The sequence below is a fragment of the Stenotrophomonas sp. TWI1151 genome (genome assembly GCF_039673135.1).
In the GTDB taxonomy this organism is placed as follows: domain Bacteria; phylum Pseudomonadota; class Gammaproteobacteria; order Xanthomonadales; family Xanthomonadaceae; genus Stenotrophomonas.
Genome location: NZ_JBDJLA010000004.1, coordinates 21,198 through 37,236, shown reverse-complemented (window position 1 = coordinate 37,236; position 16,039 = coordinate 21,198). Strand labels below are relative to the sequence as shown.

The window sequence follows — 16,039 nt, the reverse complement described above, 5'->3', positions numbered from 1 at the left end:
GCGCCGCCCGCAGCGCTGCGACGTCAGGGCGCGCTGGTGCTTTCCGGCGTCTGCAGGCGCAGGGTCGCCATGGTTCCCAGGCGCATCGCGGTGGGGTCACTCTCGCTGGCCGGCAGCTTGATGCTGTCCTGGCGGATGCCGCCGAAGTACTTCACCTGGAACAGCACGTCCAGGCCGTGCCCACGCGCTGCGCCGGCCAGTGAGGGCGGGTCCACGCGTTCGCCGGGGTTCTTGCGGGCTGGCTGGAAGCCCGGCGTGCTGCCCACCAGTTCGGTGATCTCCGCGGAGAAATCGCCGGCGATCAGCGAGGGCAGGCCCTCGGCGGTCGCGCCGATCCAGGTCATCAGGTCGCTGGTCTGGTGCCGGCGGATCTGCGCGTCATCCGGCTCCGGCCGTAGCCGGGCCACGTAGATGTTGATCAGCTCTTCGCGCAGCTTGATCCGTACCATGCCGGCCGCGCTGAACTGCCCGGGCGGGTGCAGCAGGGTGACGGCGTCATCGGTGACCGGCAACCGGGTCAGCATCGCGCTGCCATGGCGCAACGGCTGGCTGGGCGGATCGGCGGTGACGAAATCGCAGCTGTAGCGCAGCCGGCTGGCGAGCCAGCAGGCCGGATTGCGCCCCTGGGTCTGCAGCACGCGCTGCACCGCGATCACGTCCGGCTGCATGGATTCGAGCAGCTGCAGCACCTGGTCCCGCCGTTGCTGCCACTGCGCATCGTCCTGGGTCGGCAGTTCCAGCGTGGCGATCTTCAGCGAGGGCAGGGCCTCCTCGGCCTGGCGCGCATGCGCGCCTGCGGCGGGGGCCGCCAGCAACAGCAGCAGGATCCAGCCGGTCCAACGTCGGGTCTGACCCTTGATGTGCGTGCGCATAACGATAAGTTTACGCTTCCCCCGTCGACGATCCGTGACATGGGCGCCATCCCGCGCGGTCGTTTCGGGCCCGCCTGCCATGTCCGGCGCCGCCTGTCATGCAGCTGTGCAGCGTGCGCTGGGGTAGGGGGTTCCGGTAATCTTGGTCCTTTCGTGTTCGCAGGACAGCCCCACAGGATGAGCAATATCGCAGCCGCCAGCGCAGGCAAAGGCAAGATGCCGCGCCAGATTCCCTACATCATCGGCAATGAGGCCTGCGAACGCTTCAGCTTCTATGGGATGCGCAACATCCTGGTGCAGTTCCTGATCACCTCGCTGCTGCTGCAGGAGATCACCGCCGATGGCCGCGCCGGTGAGGCGAAGGACATCATGCACAGCTTCATGATCGGCGTGTATTTCTTCCCGCTGCTCGGTGGCTGGCTGGCCGACAAATTCTTTGGCAAGTACCACACCATCCTGTGGTTCAGCCTGATCTATTGCGCCGGTCACGCCTGTCTGGCCATCTTCGAGGACAGCCGCCAGGGCTTCTTCGTCGGCCTGGGCCTGATCGCGCTGGGCGCGGGCGGCATCAAGCCGCTGGTGGCCTCGTTCATGGGCGACCAGTTCGACCAGAGCAACAAGCATCTGGCCAAGGTCGTGTTCGACGCCTTCTACTGGATCATCAACTTCGGCTCGCTGTTCGCCTCGCTGCTGATCCCGCTGGCGCTGAAGAACCTGGGCCCATCGTGGGCCTTCGGCATCCCGGGCATTCTGATGTTCGTGGCCACCTTCGTGTTCTGGATGGGCCGCAAGCGCTATGTGCTTGTGCCGCTGCCGCCGAAGGACCCGCATTCGTTCGGCAACGTGGTGCGCACCGCGCTGTCGGCACAGGTGCCGGGCAAGGGCCGTCCGGGGCGTACCCTGGCCATTCTCGGCGCGGTGCTGGCGGTGGCCTCGATGGGGCTGGTGGGCAGCCTGGGCATCGTGATCTGCCTGTGCATCGCGCTGGTCCTGCTGCTGGCCGGTATCGGTGGCGGTACCTGGATCCAGCTGGACCGCGCCCGTGCGGTGCATCCGGCCGAAGCGGTCGAGGGCGTGCGCTCGGTGCTGCGCGTGCTGGTGATTTTCGCCCTGACCACGCCGTTCTTCTCGCTGTTTGACCAGAAGGCCTCGACCTGGGTGCTGCAGGGCCAGCAGATGGCCATGCCGAGCTGGTTCACTGCGTCGCAGATGCAGGCGCTGAACCCGCTGCTGGTGATGATCCTGATCCCGTTCAACAACCTGGTGCTGTACCCGATGCTGCGCCGCTTCGGCTTCGAGCCGACCGCGCTGCGCCGGATGACCGCCGGTATCGCCTTCAGCGGCCTGGCCTGGATCGTGGTCGGTGGCATCCAGGTGATGATGGATGGCGGCAACGTGATGTCCATCTTCTGGCAGATGCTGCCCTACGCGCTGCTCACCTTCGGTGAGGTGCTGGTATCGGCCACCGGCCTGGAGTTCGCCTACAGCCAGGCGCCGCAGGCCATGAAGGGCGTGGTGATGAGCTTCTGGAACCTGACCACCACCATCGGCAACCTGTGGGTGCTGCTGTCCAACGCGGCGGTGCGCAACGATACGGTGACCCACCAGATCGCCAGTACCGGCTTGAGCGAGGCGGCGTTCCTGATGTTCTTCTTCGCCGGCTTTGCGTTCCTGGCGGCGTTGGCCTTCGGTTGGTATGCCAAGCGCTATCGTATGGTCGACAACTACCGCACCGCCTGAGCCTGACATGACCCCAGTCAACCTGCTGCTGATCGCCATTACCGTCATCGTGTCGTGGATGGCGTTCAAGAACCGTGCGCTCGCCGACCGCCTGATCCTGTGGCCGCCGGCGGTGGACCGCAACCGTCAGTACGATCGCCTGATCACGTACGGGTTCATCCACGCCGATCTGTCGCACCTGGCGTTCAACATGATCACGCTGTTCTTCTTCGGCGGCTTCATCGAACAGGTGATGCTGCAGCTGAGCGGCAGCTACCTGACGTATCCGGCGTTCTACCTGGGTGCGTTGCTGGTGTCGATCCTGCCGAGCTATCTGAAGAACCAGAAGAACCCCAACTACCTCAGCCTGGGCGCATCGGGCGCGGTATCGGCGGTGCTGTTCGCCTTCATCCTGATCAAGCCGTGGTCGATCATCCTGGTGCTGTTCATTCCGGCGCCGGCGATCATCTATGCCGTGTTCTATGTCGGCTACAGCATCTGGATGGACCGCCGCGGCGGCGATCGCATCAACCACAGCGCGCATCTGGCCGGTGCGGCCTTCGGTGTGCTGTTCATGCTGGCCATGCAGCCGAGCATCTTCAGCCACTTCCTGCGTGAGCTGAGCAACCCGACCTTCCGCCTCGGCGGTTGAGTCGGGGCGTACCGACCAACGGTCGGTACCTACGATGAGGTATCTGGCGCGGGGTGGGGCGTACCGACCAACGGTCGGTACCTACGATGAGGTATCTGGCGCGGGGTGGGGCGTACCGACCAACGTTCGGTACCTGCGACGTGGTATCTGGCGCGGGGTGGGGCGTACCGACCAACGGTCGGTACCTACGACGACGTGTCTGGCCGGGGTAGCTCACGACCGTTGGTCGTGAGCCCGGCAACCGTCAGGCGGCCTTCTTGCCGTCTACGCCATAGGTGCTGAGCAGGCGGGCATAGACCTCGTTGTCGATCTGGTCGAATTCCCAGCCTTGGGTCTGGCCATTCACGGCCAACTGGAACAAGCCCTCCAGCAGGGATGTGTCGGCGTCGCCGTGGGGGGCGGGGGCAGGTGCAGTGTTGTCCATGCGGACCTCCGGAAAGCGGGTGCGTACAGGCAGGTCTTCGCAAAAGCCATGCCAGCTTTCACGCCCTGTCCGACTCCGGTATCGGCCTGCAGGCGCCGGGCTTTAGGGCGGGATGTGACGCAGCACGTCGCTGCTTGCCCCTGTTCAGGCTTCACGCGATCATGGCGGCCGGCTGCGCACTATCGCTGCAGTCGCCGCAGGAGACACCGCTCATGGCTTCGGTCACGCCGCCCGGACTGGCTTACGAGGTGGAGCACGATCTGGCCAATCACCGCTTCCAGGCACGGGTCAAAGGGCATCTGGCGCTGCTGGATTACCAGATCAAGCGCAAGCGGATGATCATCACCCATACCGAGGTGCCGGAGCCGATCGCCGGCCGTGGCGTGGCGGGTGAGTTGACCAAGGTGGCGCTGCGCTATGCGCGCGAACAGAAATTCAAGGTGGTGCCGGCCTGCGCTTACGCCGAGGCGTTCCTGCAGCGGCACGAGGAGTACGACGACCTGCTGGTCCGATGACGACAGCGGGTCATGCTTCAGGGATGGCCGATCATGATGGTGGGTTACAACAAGGGGATTTCAGGATGAACATCGCAGGAAACCGTCGCGCGCTGCGCGCCAGCGCGTTGGCCATGGCCATGGGCGTGGTGGTGCTGGCAGGCTGCAACAAGCACGACGGCGACACACAAGCACCGGCGGCGCCGGTCGACACGGCCGCCGAAGCCGTCGCGCCCGCGGTGGCTCCAGACGCACCGGTCGAGCTGCGCGATGTGATCGAGACCTCGCCGCAGGCCGTGGTCGGGATCACCTACCCGCCGGACATCGCCCGGTATCCGGGCTTGGCCAAGGCGCTGGGTGGCTATGCCGACAGTGCGCGGGCAGAGCTGCAGCAGGCGCTGGACGGGCTGGGCAACGACAAGCCGACCATGCCCTACGAGCTTTCGCTGACCTTCGAGAAGGTGCTGGAAACGCCGCAGCTGGTGGTGGTGACCGCCGATGGCAGCCGCTATACCGGCGGCGCCCACGGTGAGCCGCTGGTGGCGCGCTTTGTGTGGCTGCCGGAGCAGCAGCAGATGCTGACCGCCGACAAGCTGGTGGCCGATGCCAAGGGCTGGAAGGCGATCAGCGATTACGTGGCCGACCAGCTGCGCAAGCGCGTGGCGACCCGGTTGAGCGGCGATGAAATGGAACCGGCGCAGATGCAGGAATCGCTGCGCAATGCCAGCCGGATGATCGCCGACGGCACCGGGCCAAGTGCCGACAACTTCAGGCAGTTCCAGCCGCTGACCGGTTCCGACGGGCGCATCTCTGCGATACGCTTCGTGTTCCCGCCCTACCAGGTAGGGCCGTACTCGGACGGCACGCAGACCGTGGACGTCCCGGCCGCCGTGCTGGTGCCGCACGTGGGGCAGGATGTCGCGGGGTTGTTCGCCCGGGGCTGATCGACGGAGGCGACGTGGACGCTGGGCTGCAACGACGGGTCACAGGGTTGCTGCATGAGGCGGGGGTCACCGTTGACGGTGACCAGCCGCAGGACATCACGGTGCACGACCCGCGCTTCTACGCGCGGGTCATGGCCCAGGGCTCGCTCGGCCTGGGCGAGAGTTACATGGACGGCCAGTGGGACGCCGCCTCGCTGGACGGCTTCCTGTATCACCTGATGCAGGCTCATCTGGACGAGCGCGTGCACAGCTGGCGCGAAGTGGCCGATGGACTCAAGGCGCGCCTGTTCAACCTGCAGGCGGGCGGTGGCAGCTTCGAAGTCGGCAAGCGCCACTATGACCTCGGCAACGACCTGTATGAGGCCATGCTCGGCCAGCGCCTGGTCTACAGCTGCGGTTACTGGCGCGACGCGCAGGACCTGGACGGGGCGCAGGAGGCCAAGCTCGACCTGATCTGCCGCAAACTGGAATTGCGCCCCGGCCAGCACGTGCTGGATATCGGCTGTGGCTGGGGCGAAGCGTTGAAGTTCGCCGCCGAACGCTATGGCGTCTCCGGCGTGGGCATCACCATTTCGCAGGAGCAGGCCGAGTACGCGCGCCAGCTGTGTGCCGGTCTGCCGATCGAAATCCGCCTGCAGGACTACCACGACCTCAACGAGACCTTCGACGCGATCTTCTCGGTGGGCATGTTCGAGCACGTGGGCGACAAGAACTATCGCGGGTACTTCGAGGTGGCGCGGCGCTGCCTGCATCCGCACGGGTTGTTCCTGCTGCACAACATCGGCGGCAACCAGTCGCGCCACCGCACCGATCCCTGGATTGCGCGCTATATCTTCCCCAATTCGATGCTGCCCTCGGCCGCCCAGCTCACCGCCGCGTTTGAAGGGCTGTTCGTGCTGGAGGATTGGCACAACTTCGGCACCGATTACGACCGGACGCTGCAGGCGTGGCGGTTGAACGTGGAAAACGCGTGGCCGCAGCTGGATCCGCAGCGTTACGACGAACGCTTCAAGCGCATGTGGCGTTTCTACCTGGCCGCCTCGATGGCCAGCTTCCGTTGCCGGCATGCGCAGCTGTGGCAGCTGGTGCTGTCGCCGCATGGGGTGCCGGGTGGGTATGTGGCGCCGCGCTGACGGGATCGGCATGGATACCGCGTGTCGCCCCTCGAGGCGTTATTACGGGATTGCATTCGTTCAGTTTCGATAGGCTGAAAGAATCACGATGTGTCGCGGTTGGGTCGTTCAATGCCTCGCGGGCACGCTGCGCTGCGGGACCGGACGATACGTGGCTCGGTGCGCAGTTTTTCGCCGCCGCCGCATGGCCAAGTTGGCGCGGTCGTTGCGCGCCGTGGCCTCTCGGCTGCGGTTCGCGATGGCATCCGTTCCCAACATGAAGTTGATCAACAGATGACGAGCAACAAGAAAACCCATTTCGCCAGCGCCATCGCGGTGCTGTTCGCCTGCACCCTGGCCAGCCAGGCGTCGGCCGCGCGCAAGGCCTACGACGTGGAAGAAGTGGCGTGCACTGATCCGTCCGACATGGTGTGCCTGTCCTGGAACCTGCAGACGGCGCCGGGCGGCTCACGCACGGCGGGCATGACTGTAACGCTGATGGCAGGTGAGACGATCTCCGGTGTGATCAAGCCGAGGGCGAACCGTTACACCACCACCATGCTGCGCACCAATCCAGATCTGGACATGTACATCGGCATGGGTTTCGAGCCGACCGAGCAGGCGTACACCTGCAATGTGACCGAGACCGAAAACTGCCGGATGAGCGGCTCCAACTTGCCGGCGTTCCACTTCAAGGTGAAGGCGAAGGTTGACCAGGCAGGATCGCCGCTGGGTTACGTCTATACCACCGCCTCGAACTAAGCGCGGTTGCGGCTGCCGGCACAGCGCTGGCAGCCGCGTTGATCCCGCCCGGCATCGCCGGTCGGGTGTGTTTCCCGTTAGCATTGCGCCGCATGCATGACGCCGTTTCTTCCGTCGTAGTCCACGCGTTGCTGAGCGCCCGCAGCGAGGTGGAGGCCGCGTTCGCCGGTACGCGTGATGCGGACGCTGCACTTGCAACGGCCACGGCCACGCTGGAGGCCGCGTTGTCGGCACACAGCGAAGATCCGCTGCTCCTGACCGGGCTCGGCGCCGTTGCCTGTGACCGCGCGCAGTACGCCCGTGCGCGTGAGGTGTTGCAGCGGGCGTTGGCGCTGGGTAGCGACGATCGGCATGCGGCATTCAACCTTGGCGTGGCGTTGCTCAATACCGGGCGCACGGCGCAGGCGAGGGCGGCGTTCGAACAGGCGCGCACGATGGCTGCCTCACCGTTTACCTGGGAAGCCTGGTTCGACCCGCAGGCGCATTGAGGGTCGCACCAACCAACGGTTGGTACCTACCGTCACGTCCGTATCGCCATGGGTAGAAGAACCAAAAAAAACGCCCGGCAGTGCCGGGCGTTTTTTGTACTGCACGTCGTTGCAGCGGACGCTTACTTCTTGCTGTCACCGGAGGTCAGGCCGCGCTTTTCGAGCAGCGGCTCGATCTGCGGGGCGTGGCCGGCGAAGTTCTGGAACAGCTCCATCGCATCGACGCTGCCGCCCTTGGAGAGCAGGGTCTGGCGGAAGTGGTCACCGTTCTTGCGGCTCAGGCCGCCGTTCTCGCGGAACCACTTCTGGGTGTTGGCATCCAACACTTCGGACCAGATGTAGGCGTAGTAGCCGGCCGAGTAGCCGCCCATGATGTGGCTGAAGTACGGGGTCTTGTAACGCGGCGGGACCGGCGCGTAGAAGATGCCGTCCTTGGCCAGGGCATCGGCTTCGAACTTCATGACGTCCTTGGCAGCCGGCACCTGGTCCGGGCCGATCTGGTGCCAGCGCTGATCGAGCATGGCCGCACCGAGGTACTCGGTGGTGGCGAAGCCCTGGTTGAACTTGGCGGCAGCGACGACCTTGTCGAGCAGGGCCTGCGGCATGGCCGTGCCGTTCTGGTAGTGCTTGGCGTAGTTCTTCAGGATGACCGGATCATCGGCCCACATCTCGTTGACCTGCGAGGGGAACTCGACGAAGTCGCGCGGCACCGAGGTGCCCGAGAAGTAGGGGTACTTCACGTTCGAGAACATGCCGTGCAGGGCATGGCCGAATTCATGGAAGGTGGTGGTCACTTCATCCCAGGTCAGCAGGGTCGGCTTGCCGGCCGGCGGCTTGGGGATGTTGAGGTGGTTGGCGACCACCGGCTTGAAGCCGGTCAGTTCGGACTGCGAGACGTACGAGTTCATCCACGCACCGCCGCGCTTGGAGGCGCGTGCGTACGGGTCGAAGATGAAGATCGCCAGCTGGCTGCCGTCGGCATCGAACACGTCATAGACGGTGACGTCTTCGTGGTAGACCGGCAGGTCGGTGCGCTGCTTGAAGGTCAGGCCGAATTCAAGCTGGGCGGCGTGGAAGACGCCGTTTTCGAGCACGTTCTTCATTTCGAAGTACGGCTTGAGCTGGGATTCGTCGAAGTTGTACTTGGCCTGGCGGACCTTCTCGCTGTAGAACGCCCAGTCCCAGGCTTCCAGCTTGAAGGTGGGCTTGCCGGCGGCCTTCTGCTCCTTGTCGATCATCGCCTGCAGGTCGGCGGCTTCGCGCTTGGCGTTGGCGACGGCGGCCGGGGCGAGCTGGCCGAGCATGGCGTTGACCGCTTCGGGGGTCTTGGCGGTCTGGTTGGTCAGGTTGTAGGCGGCGAAGTTCGCAAAGCCCATCAGCTTGGCCTTGTCGGCACGCAGCTGCATGACGCGCGAGACCAGGGCGGTGTTGTCGTACTCACCGCCGCGGCTGCCGCGGGTGATGGAGGCTTCGTAGATCTTCTGGCGCAGCGCGCGGTTGGCCAGGTTGGTCAGCGGCGGCTGGCCGGTGGTGTTGAGCAGGGTGATGACGTACTTGCCGTCCTGGCCACGGGCCTTGGCGGCTTCGGCAGCGGCGGAGATCTGCTCCTGCGAGAGGCCGGCCAGTTCCTTGACGTCATCGACGGTGATCGCCGAGGCGTTCACTTCGGCCAGCACGTTCTGGCTGAACTTGGTGCCCAGGTTGGCCAGTTCGGCGTTCATTTCCTTGAGCTTGGTCTTGTCGGCTTCGGACAGCTTGGCGCCGGCGCGGACGTAGCTCTCGTAGTACTTCTCGACCAGGCGCACGCCCTCGGCGTCGAGGCCGAGCTGGGCGCGGGTGTCGTACAGGGTCTGGATGCGGGCGAACAGCTTGCCGTTCAGCGCGATCGCGTCGCTGTGCGCGGCGAAGCGGGCGGAGTAATCGGCCTGCAGCTTCTTGCGTGCGTCGTTGGTGTCGGCACCGACCAGGCTGAAGAAGACGGTGGTGGCGCGGTCCAGGGTCTCACCGCTCTTTTCCAGGGCGATGAGGGTGTTGTCGAAGGTCGGCTTGGCCTTGTTGTTGGCGATCGCCTCGACTTCCTTCAGCTGCTGGGCCATGCCGGCGTCGAAGGCGGGCGCGAAGTCGCTGTCCTTGATCTTGTCGAACTGCGGGAAGTGCAGCGGCAGCGGGCTGTCGGCGAAGAACGGGTTGGCCTGCTGGGCGCTGGTCGCGGCCGGGGTGGCGGCGGTGGCCGAATAGGCGGGCAGGGCAAGGCCGAGGGTCACGGCGACGGCGAGGGCAAGACGGGTGGTCAAGGGGAATTCTCCGGTCAGACAAGTCTTTGAGGGTAACCCGAGCCGTTGCGGAGGGGCTTGTGTCGAAAGGCATGTTTTGGCCGGACCACGGCCGGGGCATGGCGAAAGCAACTGCGGCGCCGGACAGTTGATTGGCGCCTTAAAAAGCGGCGTGTGGCCAGATTGGGAGCAGTAGTGCCGGCCGCTGGCCGGCTCCCCAGCCGTGCAGGACGAGCCCAGCAGGCAAGCTAAGATGAGGTCTTTCCACCGGAATCCCCTGCCATGACCACTGCCTTCGACTTCCCGTTCGTGGACCTGTCCGGCCAGCCGCAGGCGTTGGCGCAGTACCGGGGCAAGGTGTTGCTGCTGGTCAATGTGGCCAGCAAGTGCGGCTTTACGCCGCAGTACGAGGGGCTGGAGGCGCTGTGGCGGGAGTTCGGGCCACGGGGGCTGGTGGTGGTCGGGTTTCCCTGCGATCAGTTCGGGCACCAGGAGCCGGGCGATGCGGCGCAGATCGGGGAATTCTGCTCGCTGACCTACGGGGTCAGTTTCCCGATGTCGGACAAGGTCGAGGTCAACGGCGCCGGCGCTGATCCGCTGTGGCAGTGGCTCAAGGCCGAGAAGGCAGGGGTATTGGGCACGCGCGGGATCAAGTGGAACTTCAGCAAGTTCCTGGTCGGGCGCGATGGGCAGGTGCTGGCGCGGTATGCGCCGACCGACAAGCCCGAGTCGCTGCGCGGCGACATCGAGGCGGCGTTGGCGTAACGCCGGAGCGAGGCAGCGCCGGCGTAGCGCCGGGCTCTGCCCGGCTCCGTGATCCCGGTAGTGCCGGCCGCTGGCCGGCTCCTCGCATCACCGGTTCGCCCAACGTTCCAGCCACGCATGGCGTGGCTCTACCGGCTCGCATCACCGGTTCGCCCAACGTTCCAGCCACGCATGGCGTGGCTCTACCGGCTCGCATCATCGGATCGCCGACGTTCCAGCCACGCATGGCGTGGCTCTACCGGCTCGCATCATCGGATCGCCGACGTTCCAGCCACGCATGGCGTGGCTCTACACCGCAGCGGTGGAATCAGCCGCCTGCTTTCCGGTTGCGCACGTCTTCGGGCAGGAGGGCGAGGATGTCGTCGACGATTTTCGGCAGGCTCTGCTCGGAGTAGCCGCGATGCACGCCGGCGATGCTGCCGTCGTGGCCGATGATGAACATGTGCGGGATGGTCTGGATGCCGTACTGGTCGCTGACCTCGCCCTTGGCGTCGTGGATGTAGTCCAGTGGCGGGGCGTTGCGGCTGCGGGCGATGGCGGCGAAATCGGCGCGCGGTTCCTTCAGGTTCACCGCGTAGACCTGCAGCGCGTCATGCCCGATGACCTTCTGCAGCTGGCCCAGGATCGGCAGTTCCTTGCGGCACGGGCCGCACCACGAGGCCCAGAACGTGACGATGACGACCTTGCCGCGCTGGCTGGCCAGGTCCACCACATTGCCCCGGCGGTCCTTGCCCAGGATCTGCGGCGGGATATCGCCGGCTTTCGGTGAGGGCGTTGCGGGCGCGGCGGCGCTGGCAGCCAGGCTCATGGCGAGCAGCAGGCAGGCGAGGGCGGGGCGGATCTTCCTGATCATCGGTACGGCTCCAGGTCAGGCCCGGCCGTTGCCGGGCTGACGCGGAATATAGCCCAACGTGCATGCGATCGTTGCCGCGGGAGCCGACCAACGGTCGGCTCTACCCGGCAGGGCTGCGGTTGGCGAATCAGCCCCGTAGAGCCAGGCGCTGCCCGGCTGGCGCGCAGGTTCGTCGATCAGCCGGGCGGAGCCCGGCGCCGCGATTACTTTTCGACGAACGCGCGCTCGAAGACGTAGTGGCCCGGGGTGCCGATGCGCGGCGAGGTCTGGAAGCCGCGGCTGTCCAGCACGGTGCGCAGGTCGGCCAGCATCTGCGGGCTGCCGCAGATCATGACGCGGTCGTTTTCCGGATCCAGCGGCGGCAGGCCGAGGGTCTTCTGCATCTCGCCGCTTTCCATCAGCGAGGTCAGGCGGCCCTGGTTGGGGAACGCCTCACGGGTGACGGCCGGGTAGTACAGCAGCTTGTCGCCGATCATATCGCCGAGGAATTCGTGCTCGCGCAGTTCCTTCTCGAACAGGTCGCGGTAGGCCAGGTCTTTTTCGTAGCGCACGCCGTGGGTGAGGATCACCTTGTCGAAGCGCTCGTAGGTTTCCGGGTCCTTGATCACCGACAGCCACGGCGCCAGGCCGGTGCCGGTGCCGAGCAGGTACAGGTGCTTGCCCGGGTGCAGGTCGCTGATCAGCAGGGTGCCGGTAGGCTTCTTGCCGACCAGCACCTTGTCGCCCGGCTTGATGTGCTGCAGGCGCGAGGTCAGCGGGCCGTCCTGGACCTTGATGCTGAAGAACTCCAGGTTTTCTTCCCAGTTGGCACTGGCGATGGAGTACGCGCGCAGCAGCGGGCGCGCCTCGGTTTCCAGGCCGATCATCACGAACTGGCCGTTCTCGAAGCGGAAGCCGCTGTCGCGGGTCGTGGTGAAGCTGAAGTAGGCGTCGGTCCAGTGACGGACCTCAAGCACCGTTTCGGCGCCAAAAGCGGAAGACATGGGGGTGGGGTTCTGGTCGGTTTCGTCGGGTCTAGTTTATCTCAAATGAGATAAATTCTCATTGACTGGCCGGACAGGCCTGTCGCGTCTGGGTTTCAGCGGTACCCGGCGGCCTGCAGCTCGAACAGTTCGGCATACCGTCCGCCCTGGGTCATCAGTTCGGCATGGGTGCCGCTGGCCTCGATCCGGCCGCCGGCCAGCACCAGGATGCGGTCGGCCATGCGCACCGAGGAGAACCGGTGCGAGATCAGCACCGCGGTGCGGTTGTCGGACAGTTCCTTGAAGCGCTGGAACACCTCGAACTCGCTGCGCGCATCCAGCGCCGCGGTCGGTTCATCCAGGATCATGACCTGTGCATCGCGCATGTAGGCACGCGCGATCGCGATCTTCTGCCACTGACCGCCGGACAGGTCCACGCCCATCTTGAAGCGGCGGCCGATGAGCTGGTCGTAGCCGCCGGGCAGGCCGGCGATCACTTCATCGGCCATGCCGCGGCGCGCGGCATCGCGGATGCGGGCGTCGTCGGTCATCGCCTCGACCAGGCCGACGCCGATGTTCTCGCCGGCGCTGAGGTTGTAGCGCACGAAGTCCTGGAAGATCACGCCCATGTTGGCGCGCAAGTCATCCAGGTCGTAATCGCGCAGGTCGCGGCCATCAAGCAGGATGCGGCCTTCGTCGGGGTCGTACAGGCGGGCCAGCAGCTTGACCAGGGTGGTCTTGCCGGCACCGTTCTCGCCGACCAGCGCCAGCACTTCGCCGGCACGCAGGTCGAAATCCAGATGGCGTACCGCCCAGCTTTCGGCGTCGGGGTAGCGGAATCCGACATTCTCGAACACGAAGCCCTGGGTGATCGGCTGCGGGATGGCGACCGCGTCCGGGCGCGAATGGATCTCCGGTTCGATCTGGAAGAACGAGAACAGATCGTCCAGGTACAGCGCTTGCCCGGCGACCTGCGAAAAGCCGATCAGCAGCCCTTCGAGCAGCTGGCGCAGGCGCAGGAAACTGCCGGCCAGGAAGGTGAGGTCGCCGATCGAGAAATCGCCGCGTACCGTGCGCCAGGCGATGTAGGCATACGCCGCGTAGTACCCGAGCGTCCCCAGCGCGGCGAGCAGCGTGCCCCAGATCGCGCGCTTGCGCGCGAGGGCGCGGTTGGCCAGGTAGAACTTCTCGGCCAGCCGTTTGTAGCGGTCGATCAGGAAGCGATGGAGGTTGAAGATTTTCACCTCCTTGGCGGTTTCCACGCTGGCCCCGATCTGGCGCAGGTACTCCAGCTGCCGACGCTCGGGCGTCCACTGGAAATTGAGGCTGTAGCCGGCGGCGTTGAAATGCGATTCGCCGATGAACGCCGGGATCAGCGCCACCGCGAGCAGCAGGATCAACCACGGCGCGTACACGATCAGGCCGACCGCAAGGCTGGCCACGGTGATGCTGTCCTGCACCTGGCCGAACAGCTGGCTCATCAGGTTCATCCGGCCCATGGTCTGGCGCCGTGCGCGGTCCAGCTTGTCCTGCAGGTCGGGGTCTTCGAAATCTTCCAGGTCCAGCTCGGCGGCGTGTTCCATCAGGCGCACGCTGGTGACGTTGGTGAACAGCTCTGACAACAACGTATCGGCGTAGCTGACCATGCGGCCGAGCAGGTCCGAGGCCATGGCCAGGCCGAACTCGAGTGCGAGCAACCCGAGCAGCGGGTTCAGCAGCCCGCTGGAGAGCGCCTCGCCGAACGGCGGGAAGCCCGCATCGTGCTGGCTGAGCAGTACCGCCGCATCGATGATCAGCTTGCCGACATACAGCATCGCCACCGGCAGCAACGCACGGATCACACGCAGCCCGAGGCTGGCCAGGGTCAGCCCGGGGCTGGTCTGCCAGACCTGGCGCAGGAACGGGGGCAGGTTGCGCATCGCATTGACGCGCTCGCGCAGGCTGGGATTCTTCTGGCCGGGTGCACCGGCAGCGGGGGAGGCGGGCATGGGCGGTATTGTGCGCGCCGTGACCGTGGTTGATGCATGAATTCAGTGCACGCGGACCGCAGCCCGGTAGTGCCGGCCGCTGGCCGGCGCCAGGTTGCATCCAGCATCGTGCGGAGCCGGCCAGCGGCCGGCACTACCCGTGCAGCACGACGATCGTGCGGAGCCGGCCAGCGGCCGGCACTACCCGTGCAGCACGACGATCATGCGGAGCCGGCCAGCGGCCGGCACTACCCTTTCCTTATGGCAGCGGCGGCAGCAGGCCGGCGCCGAGGCGGTTCCAGGCGTTGATCACCGCGATGCCCATGCTCAGATCGCTGATGCCCTTCTCATCGAAATGCAGGGCCAGTGCGTCGTAGGCCGCATCGGACGGCGCTGCGCTGCTCAGCCGGGTCAGCGCTTCGGCCCAGCCCAGCGCGGCACGCTCGCGCGCATCGAAGAAGCGGCTCTCGTGCCAGGCCGGCAGCGTATCGAGCTTGCGCGGTTCGATCCCCCCCTTGCGCAGGGTGGTGCCGTGCATGTCCATGCAGTAGCCACAGCCATTGATCTGCGAGACCCGCATGAACACCAGCTCCATCAATACAGGATCGATGGAGCTGTCGTGGACGGCCTTGCTGGTGGCCAGCAGGCCCTTGAAGGCCTCAGCGGCCAGACGGGTGTAGGGAACGCGGGGCGAAGCGGACATGTGAGTACTCCATGACGGCCGCAATGGCCGTCTTCATCAGGAGGACGCGCCAGCCTCGCGCGCTGTGACAAGCGCGGTGAGTTTTTCCGGATTGAGCACGCTGAGCACGCGCACGATGCGCTCCCCATCGACCGTGATCATCGTGACCGAGTGCAACTGGTCCCCGGCAAAACGCAGGATCGCCGGCTCGCCGTTGACCTGGCCGAGCTGGGCGGGATGCTGGCCATTGCGACGGGCGATCGCCCAGTACAGCTGCGCGATACGCTCAGCGCCCAGCAGGGGGCGGATCGCCGCGGTCACGCGACCGCCGCCATCGGAGATCATCTCGGCGTTGGCGTCGAGCAGCGAGCGGATCGCCGTCAGGTCGCCCTGCTGCGAGGCGTCCATGAAGCGTGCCAGCAGGTCGCGGTGCTGCGCGGGCGAGACCGCGAAGCGTGGGGCGCCGGTCTGCAGCCGCTGCCGCGCCCGGTGCACCAGTTGCCGGCAGTTGGCGGGGGAGTGCTCCAGCAGCGGGGCGATGTCCGGGTAGTCGTAGTCGAACACGTCCTTGAGCAGGAAGGCAGCACGCTCGTCCGGCGTGAGCTGCTCCAGCAGCGCCAGGAACGCCACGGAAACCTCGTCGGCCAGCGCGTGGCGCTGGGCCGGGTCCTGCAGCGGATCCGGGTCCAGGGTGATCTCCAGCGGCTCGGGCAGCCACGGCCCCACGTAGTCCAGGCGCGCGCTGCGCCGGGCGCGCAGCCGGTCCAGCCCGAGCCGGGTGGTGGCGGTGACCAGCCAACCCTCCGGATCGCGGATCACGGCGGTGTCGGTGCCCTGCCAGCGCAGCCAGGCGTCCTGGACGGTGTCCTCGGCGTCGCTGCGGCTGCCCAGCAGGCGGTAGGCCAGGGCGAACAGGCGGGGGCGGTGGGTCTGGAAGGTATCGGTCGGGGTCATGCCGGAAGGACGCGGCCGGGCAGACCGCTGTGACAAGGCTGGGCAGCCACTGTGCACCAAACCGGGCCACCGCGAGCGATTCTCAACGCCGCGTGGCGGTCCTTGTTAAAATCGGC

Annotated in this window: 16 protein-coding genes; 8 read left to right on the top strand and 8 right to left on the bottom strand. The window is 66.1% G+C overall.

Translation table 11 applies throughout. From position 1 onward, the window contains the following. Window positions 1-23: 23 nt before the first annotated feature. Entirely contained in the window at window positions 24-872 is an 849-nt protein-coding gene (locus ABE422_RS07120) for an endonuclease/exonuclease/phosphatase family protein (RefSeq protein ID WP_313210343.1), read from the bottom strand. 177 nt (window positions 873-1,049) lie between these two features. On the opposite strand from ABE422_RS07120, the gene ABE422_RS07115 reads away from it, so the two are divergent. After that, complete coding sequence (locus tag ABE422_RS07115; protein WP_070470348.1) at window positions 1,050-2,612, top strand: oligopeptide:H+ symporter; 1,563 nt, start codon at window positions 1,050-1,052, stop codon at window positions 2,610-2,612. A 7-nt stretch (window positions 2,613-2,619) separates the two neighbouring features. After that, entirely contained in the window at window positions 2,620-3,243 is a 624-nt protein-coding gene (locus ABE422_RS07110; protein WP_019182898.1) for a rhomboid family intramembrane serine protease, read from the top strand. A 244-nt stretch (window positions 3,244-3,487) separates the two neighbouring features. On the opposite strand, the gene ABE422_RS07105 is transcribed toward ABE422_RS07110, so the two are convergent. Next, window positions 3,488-3,667 carry a hypothetical protein gene (locus tag ABE422_RS07105; protein WP_313210339.1) on the bottom strand — a complete coding sequence of 60 codons (180 nt, stop codon included), beginning with the start codon at window positions 3,665-3,667 and terminating at the stop codon, window positions 3,488-3,490. A 212-nt stretch (window positions 3,668-3,879) separates the two neighbouring features. Between ABE422_RS07105 and ABE422_RS07100 the strand changes: the two genes are divergently transcribed. The 5 genes from ABE422_RS07100 (at window position 3,880) to ABE422_RS07080 (ending at window position 7,467) form a co-directional block, all read left to right on the top strand. Then, a complete protein-coding gene (locus ABE422_RS07100; protein ID WP_121041132.1) occupies window positions 3,880-4,182 on the top strand; it encodes a GNAT family N-acetyltransferase in 303 nt (100 codons plus the stop codon). A 65-nt stretch (window positions 4,183-4,247) separates the two neighbouring features. Then, window positions 4,248-5,105 (top strand): DUF3298 domain-containing protein, encoded by an 858-nt coding sequence (locus ABE422_RS07095; protein ID WP_346482731.1) that lies wholly within the window; start codon window positions 4,248-4,250, stop codon window positions 5,103-5,105. Between the two features lie 14 nt (window positions 5,106-5,119). Beyond that, complete coding sequence (gene cfa, locus ABE422_RS07090; protein WP_346482730.1) at window positions 5,120-6,238, top strand: cyclopropane fatty acyl phospholipid synthase; 1,119 nt, start codon at window positions 5,120-5,122, stop codon at window positions 6,236-6,238. Window positions 6,239-6,397: 159 nt separating this feature from the next. Next, the gene (locus ABE422_RS07085) at window positions 6,398-6,979 is read left to right on the top strand and encodes a hypothetical protein (protein WP_346481734.1); all 582 of its coding nucleotides are present in this window, start codon (window positions 6,398-6,400) and stop codon (window positions 6,977-6,979) included. A gap of 92 nt (window positions 6,980-7,071) precedes the next feature. Then, entirely contained in the window at window positions 7,072-7,467 is a 396-nt protein-coding gene (locus ABE422_RS07080; protein ID WP_346466671.1) for a tetratricopeptide repeat protein, read from the top strand. Between the two features lie 122 nt (window positions 7,468-7,589). Here ABE422_RS07080 and ABE422_RS07075 read toward each other — a convergent pair whose 3' ends face one another. Next, window positions 7,590-9,761, bottom strand: coding sequence for a M3 family metallopeptidase (locus ABE422_RS07075; protein WP_346482729.1), 2,172 nt, complete (start codon window positions 9,759-9,761; stop codon window positions 7,590-7,592). A 261-nt stretch (window positions 9,762-10,022) separates the two neighbouring features. On the opposite strand from ABE422_RS07075, the gene ABE422_RS07070 reads away from it, so the two are divergent. After that, complete coding sequence (locus ABE422_RS07070; protein ID WP_313210324.1) at window positions 10,023-10,505, top strand: glutathione peroxidase; 483 nt, start codon at window positions 10,023-10,025, stop codon at window positions 10,503-10,505. Between the two features lie 307 nt (window positions 10,506-10,812). On the opposite strand, the gene ABE422_RS07065 is transcribed toward ABE422_RS07070, so the two are convergent. The 5 genes from ABE422_RS07065 to ABE422_RS07045 form a co-directional block, all read right to left on the bottom strand. Continuing rightward, window positions 10,813-11,358: a TlpA disulfide reductase family protein gene (locus ABE422_RS07065; protein ID WP_313210322.1), complete on the bottom strand. Its 546-nt coding sequence runs from the start codon at window positions 11,356-11,358 to the stop codon at window positions 10,813-10,815. A gap of 203 nt (window positions 11,359-11,561) precedes the next feature. Next, the gene (locus ABE422_RS07060; RefSeq protein ID WP_346482728.1) at window positions 11,562-12,341 is read right to left on the bottom strand and encodes a ferredoxin--NADP reductase; all 780 of its coding nucleotides are present in this window, start codon (window positions 12,339-12,341) and stop codon (window positions 11,562-11,564) included. Window positions 12,342-12,436: 95 nt separating this feature from the next. Beyond that, window positions 12,437-14,308, bottom strand: a complete 1,872-nt coding sequence (locus tag ABE422_RS07055; protein ID WP_259261553.1) for an ABC transporter ATP-binding protein — start codon at window positions 14,306-14,308, stop codon at window positions 12,437-12,439. Between the two features lie 238 nt (window positions 14,309-14,546). Further along, entirely contained in the window at window positions 14,547-14,990 is a 444-nt protein-coding gene (locus ABE422_RS07050; protein WP_346464627.1) for a carboxymuconolactone decarboxylase family protein, read from the bottom strand. 36 nt (window positions 14,991-15,026) lie between these two features. Further along, window positions 15,027-15,923 carry an RNA polymerase sigma-70 factor gene (locus ABE422_RS07045; RefSeq protein ID WP_346464626.1) on the bottom strand — a complete coding sequence of 299 codons (897 nt, stop codon included), beginning with the start codon at window positions 15,921-15,923 and terminating at the stop codon, window positions 15,027-15,029. Window positions 15,924-16,039: the final 116 nt, after the last annotated feature.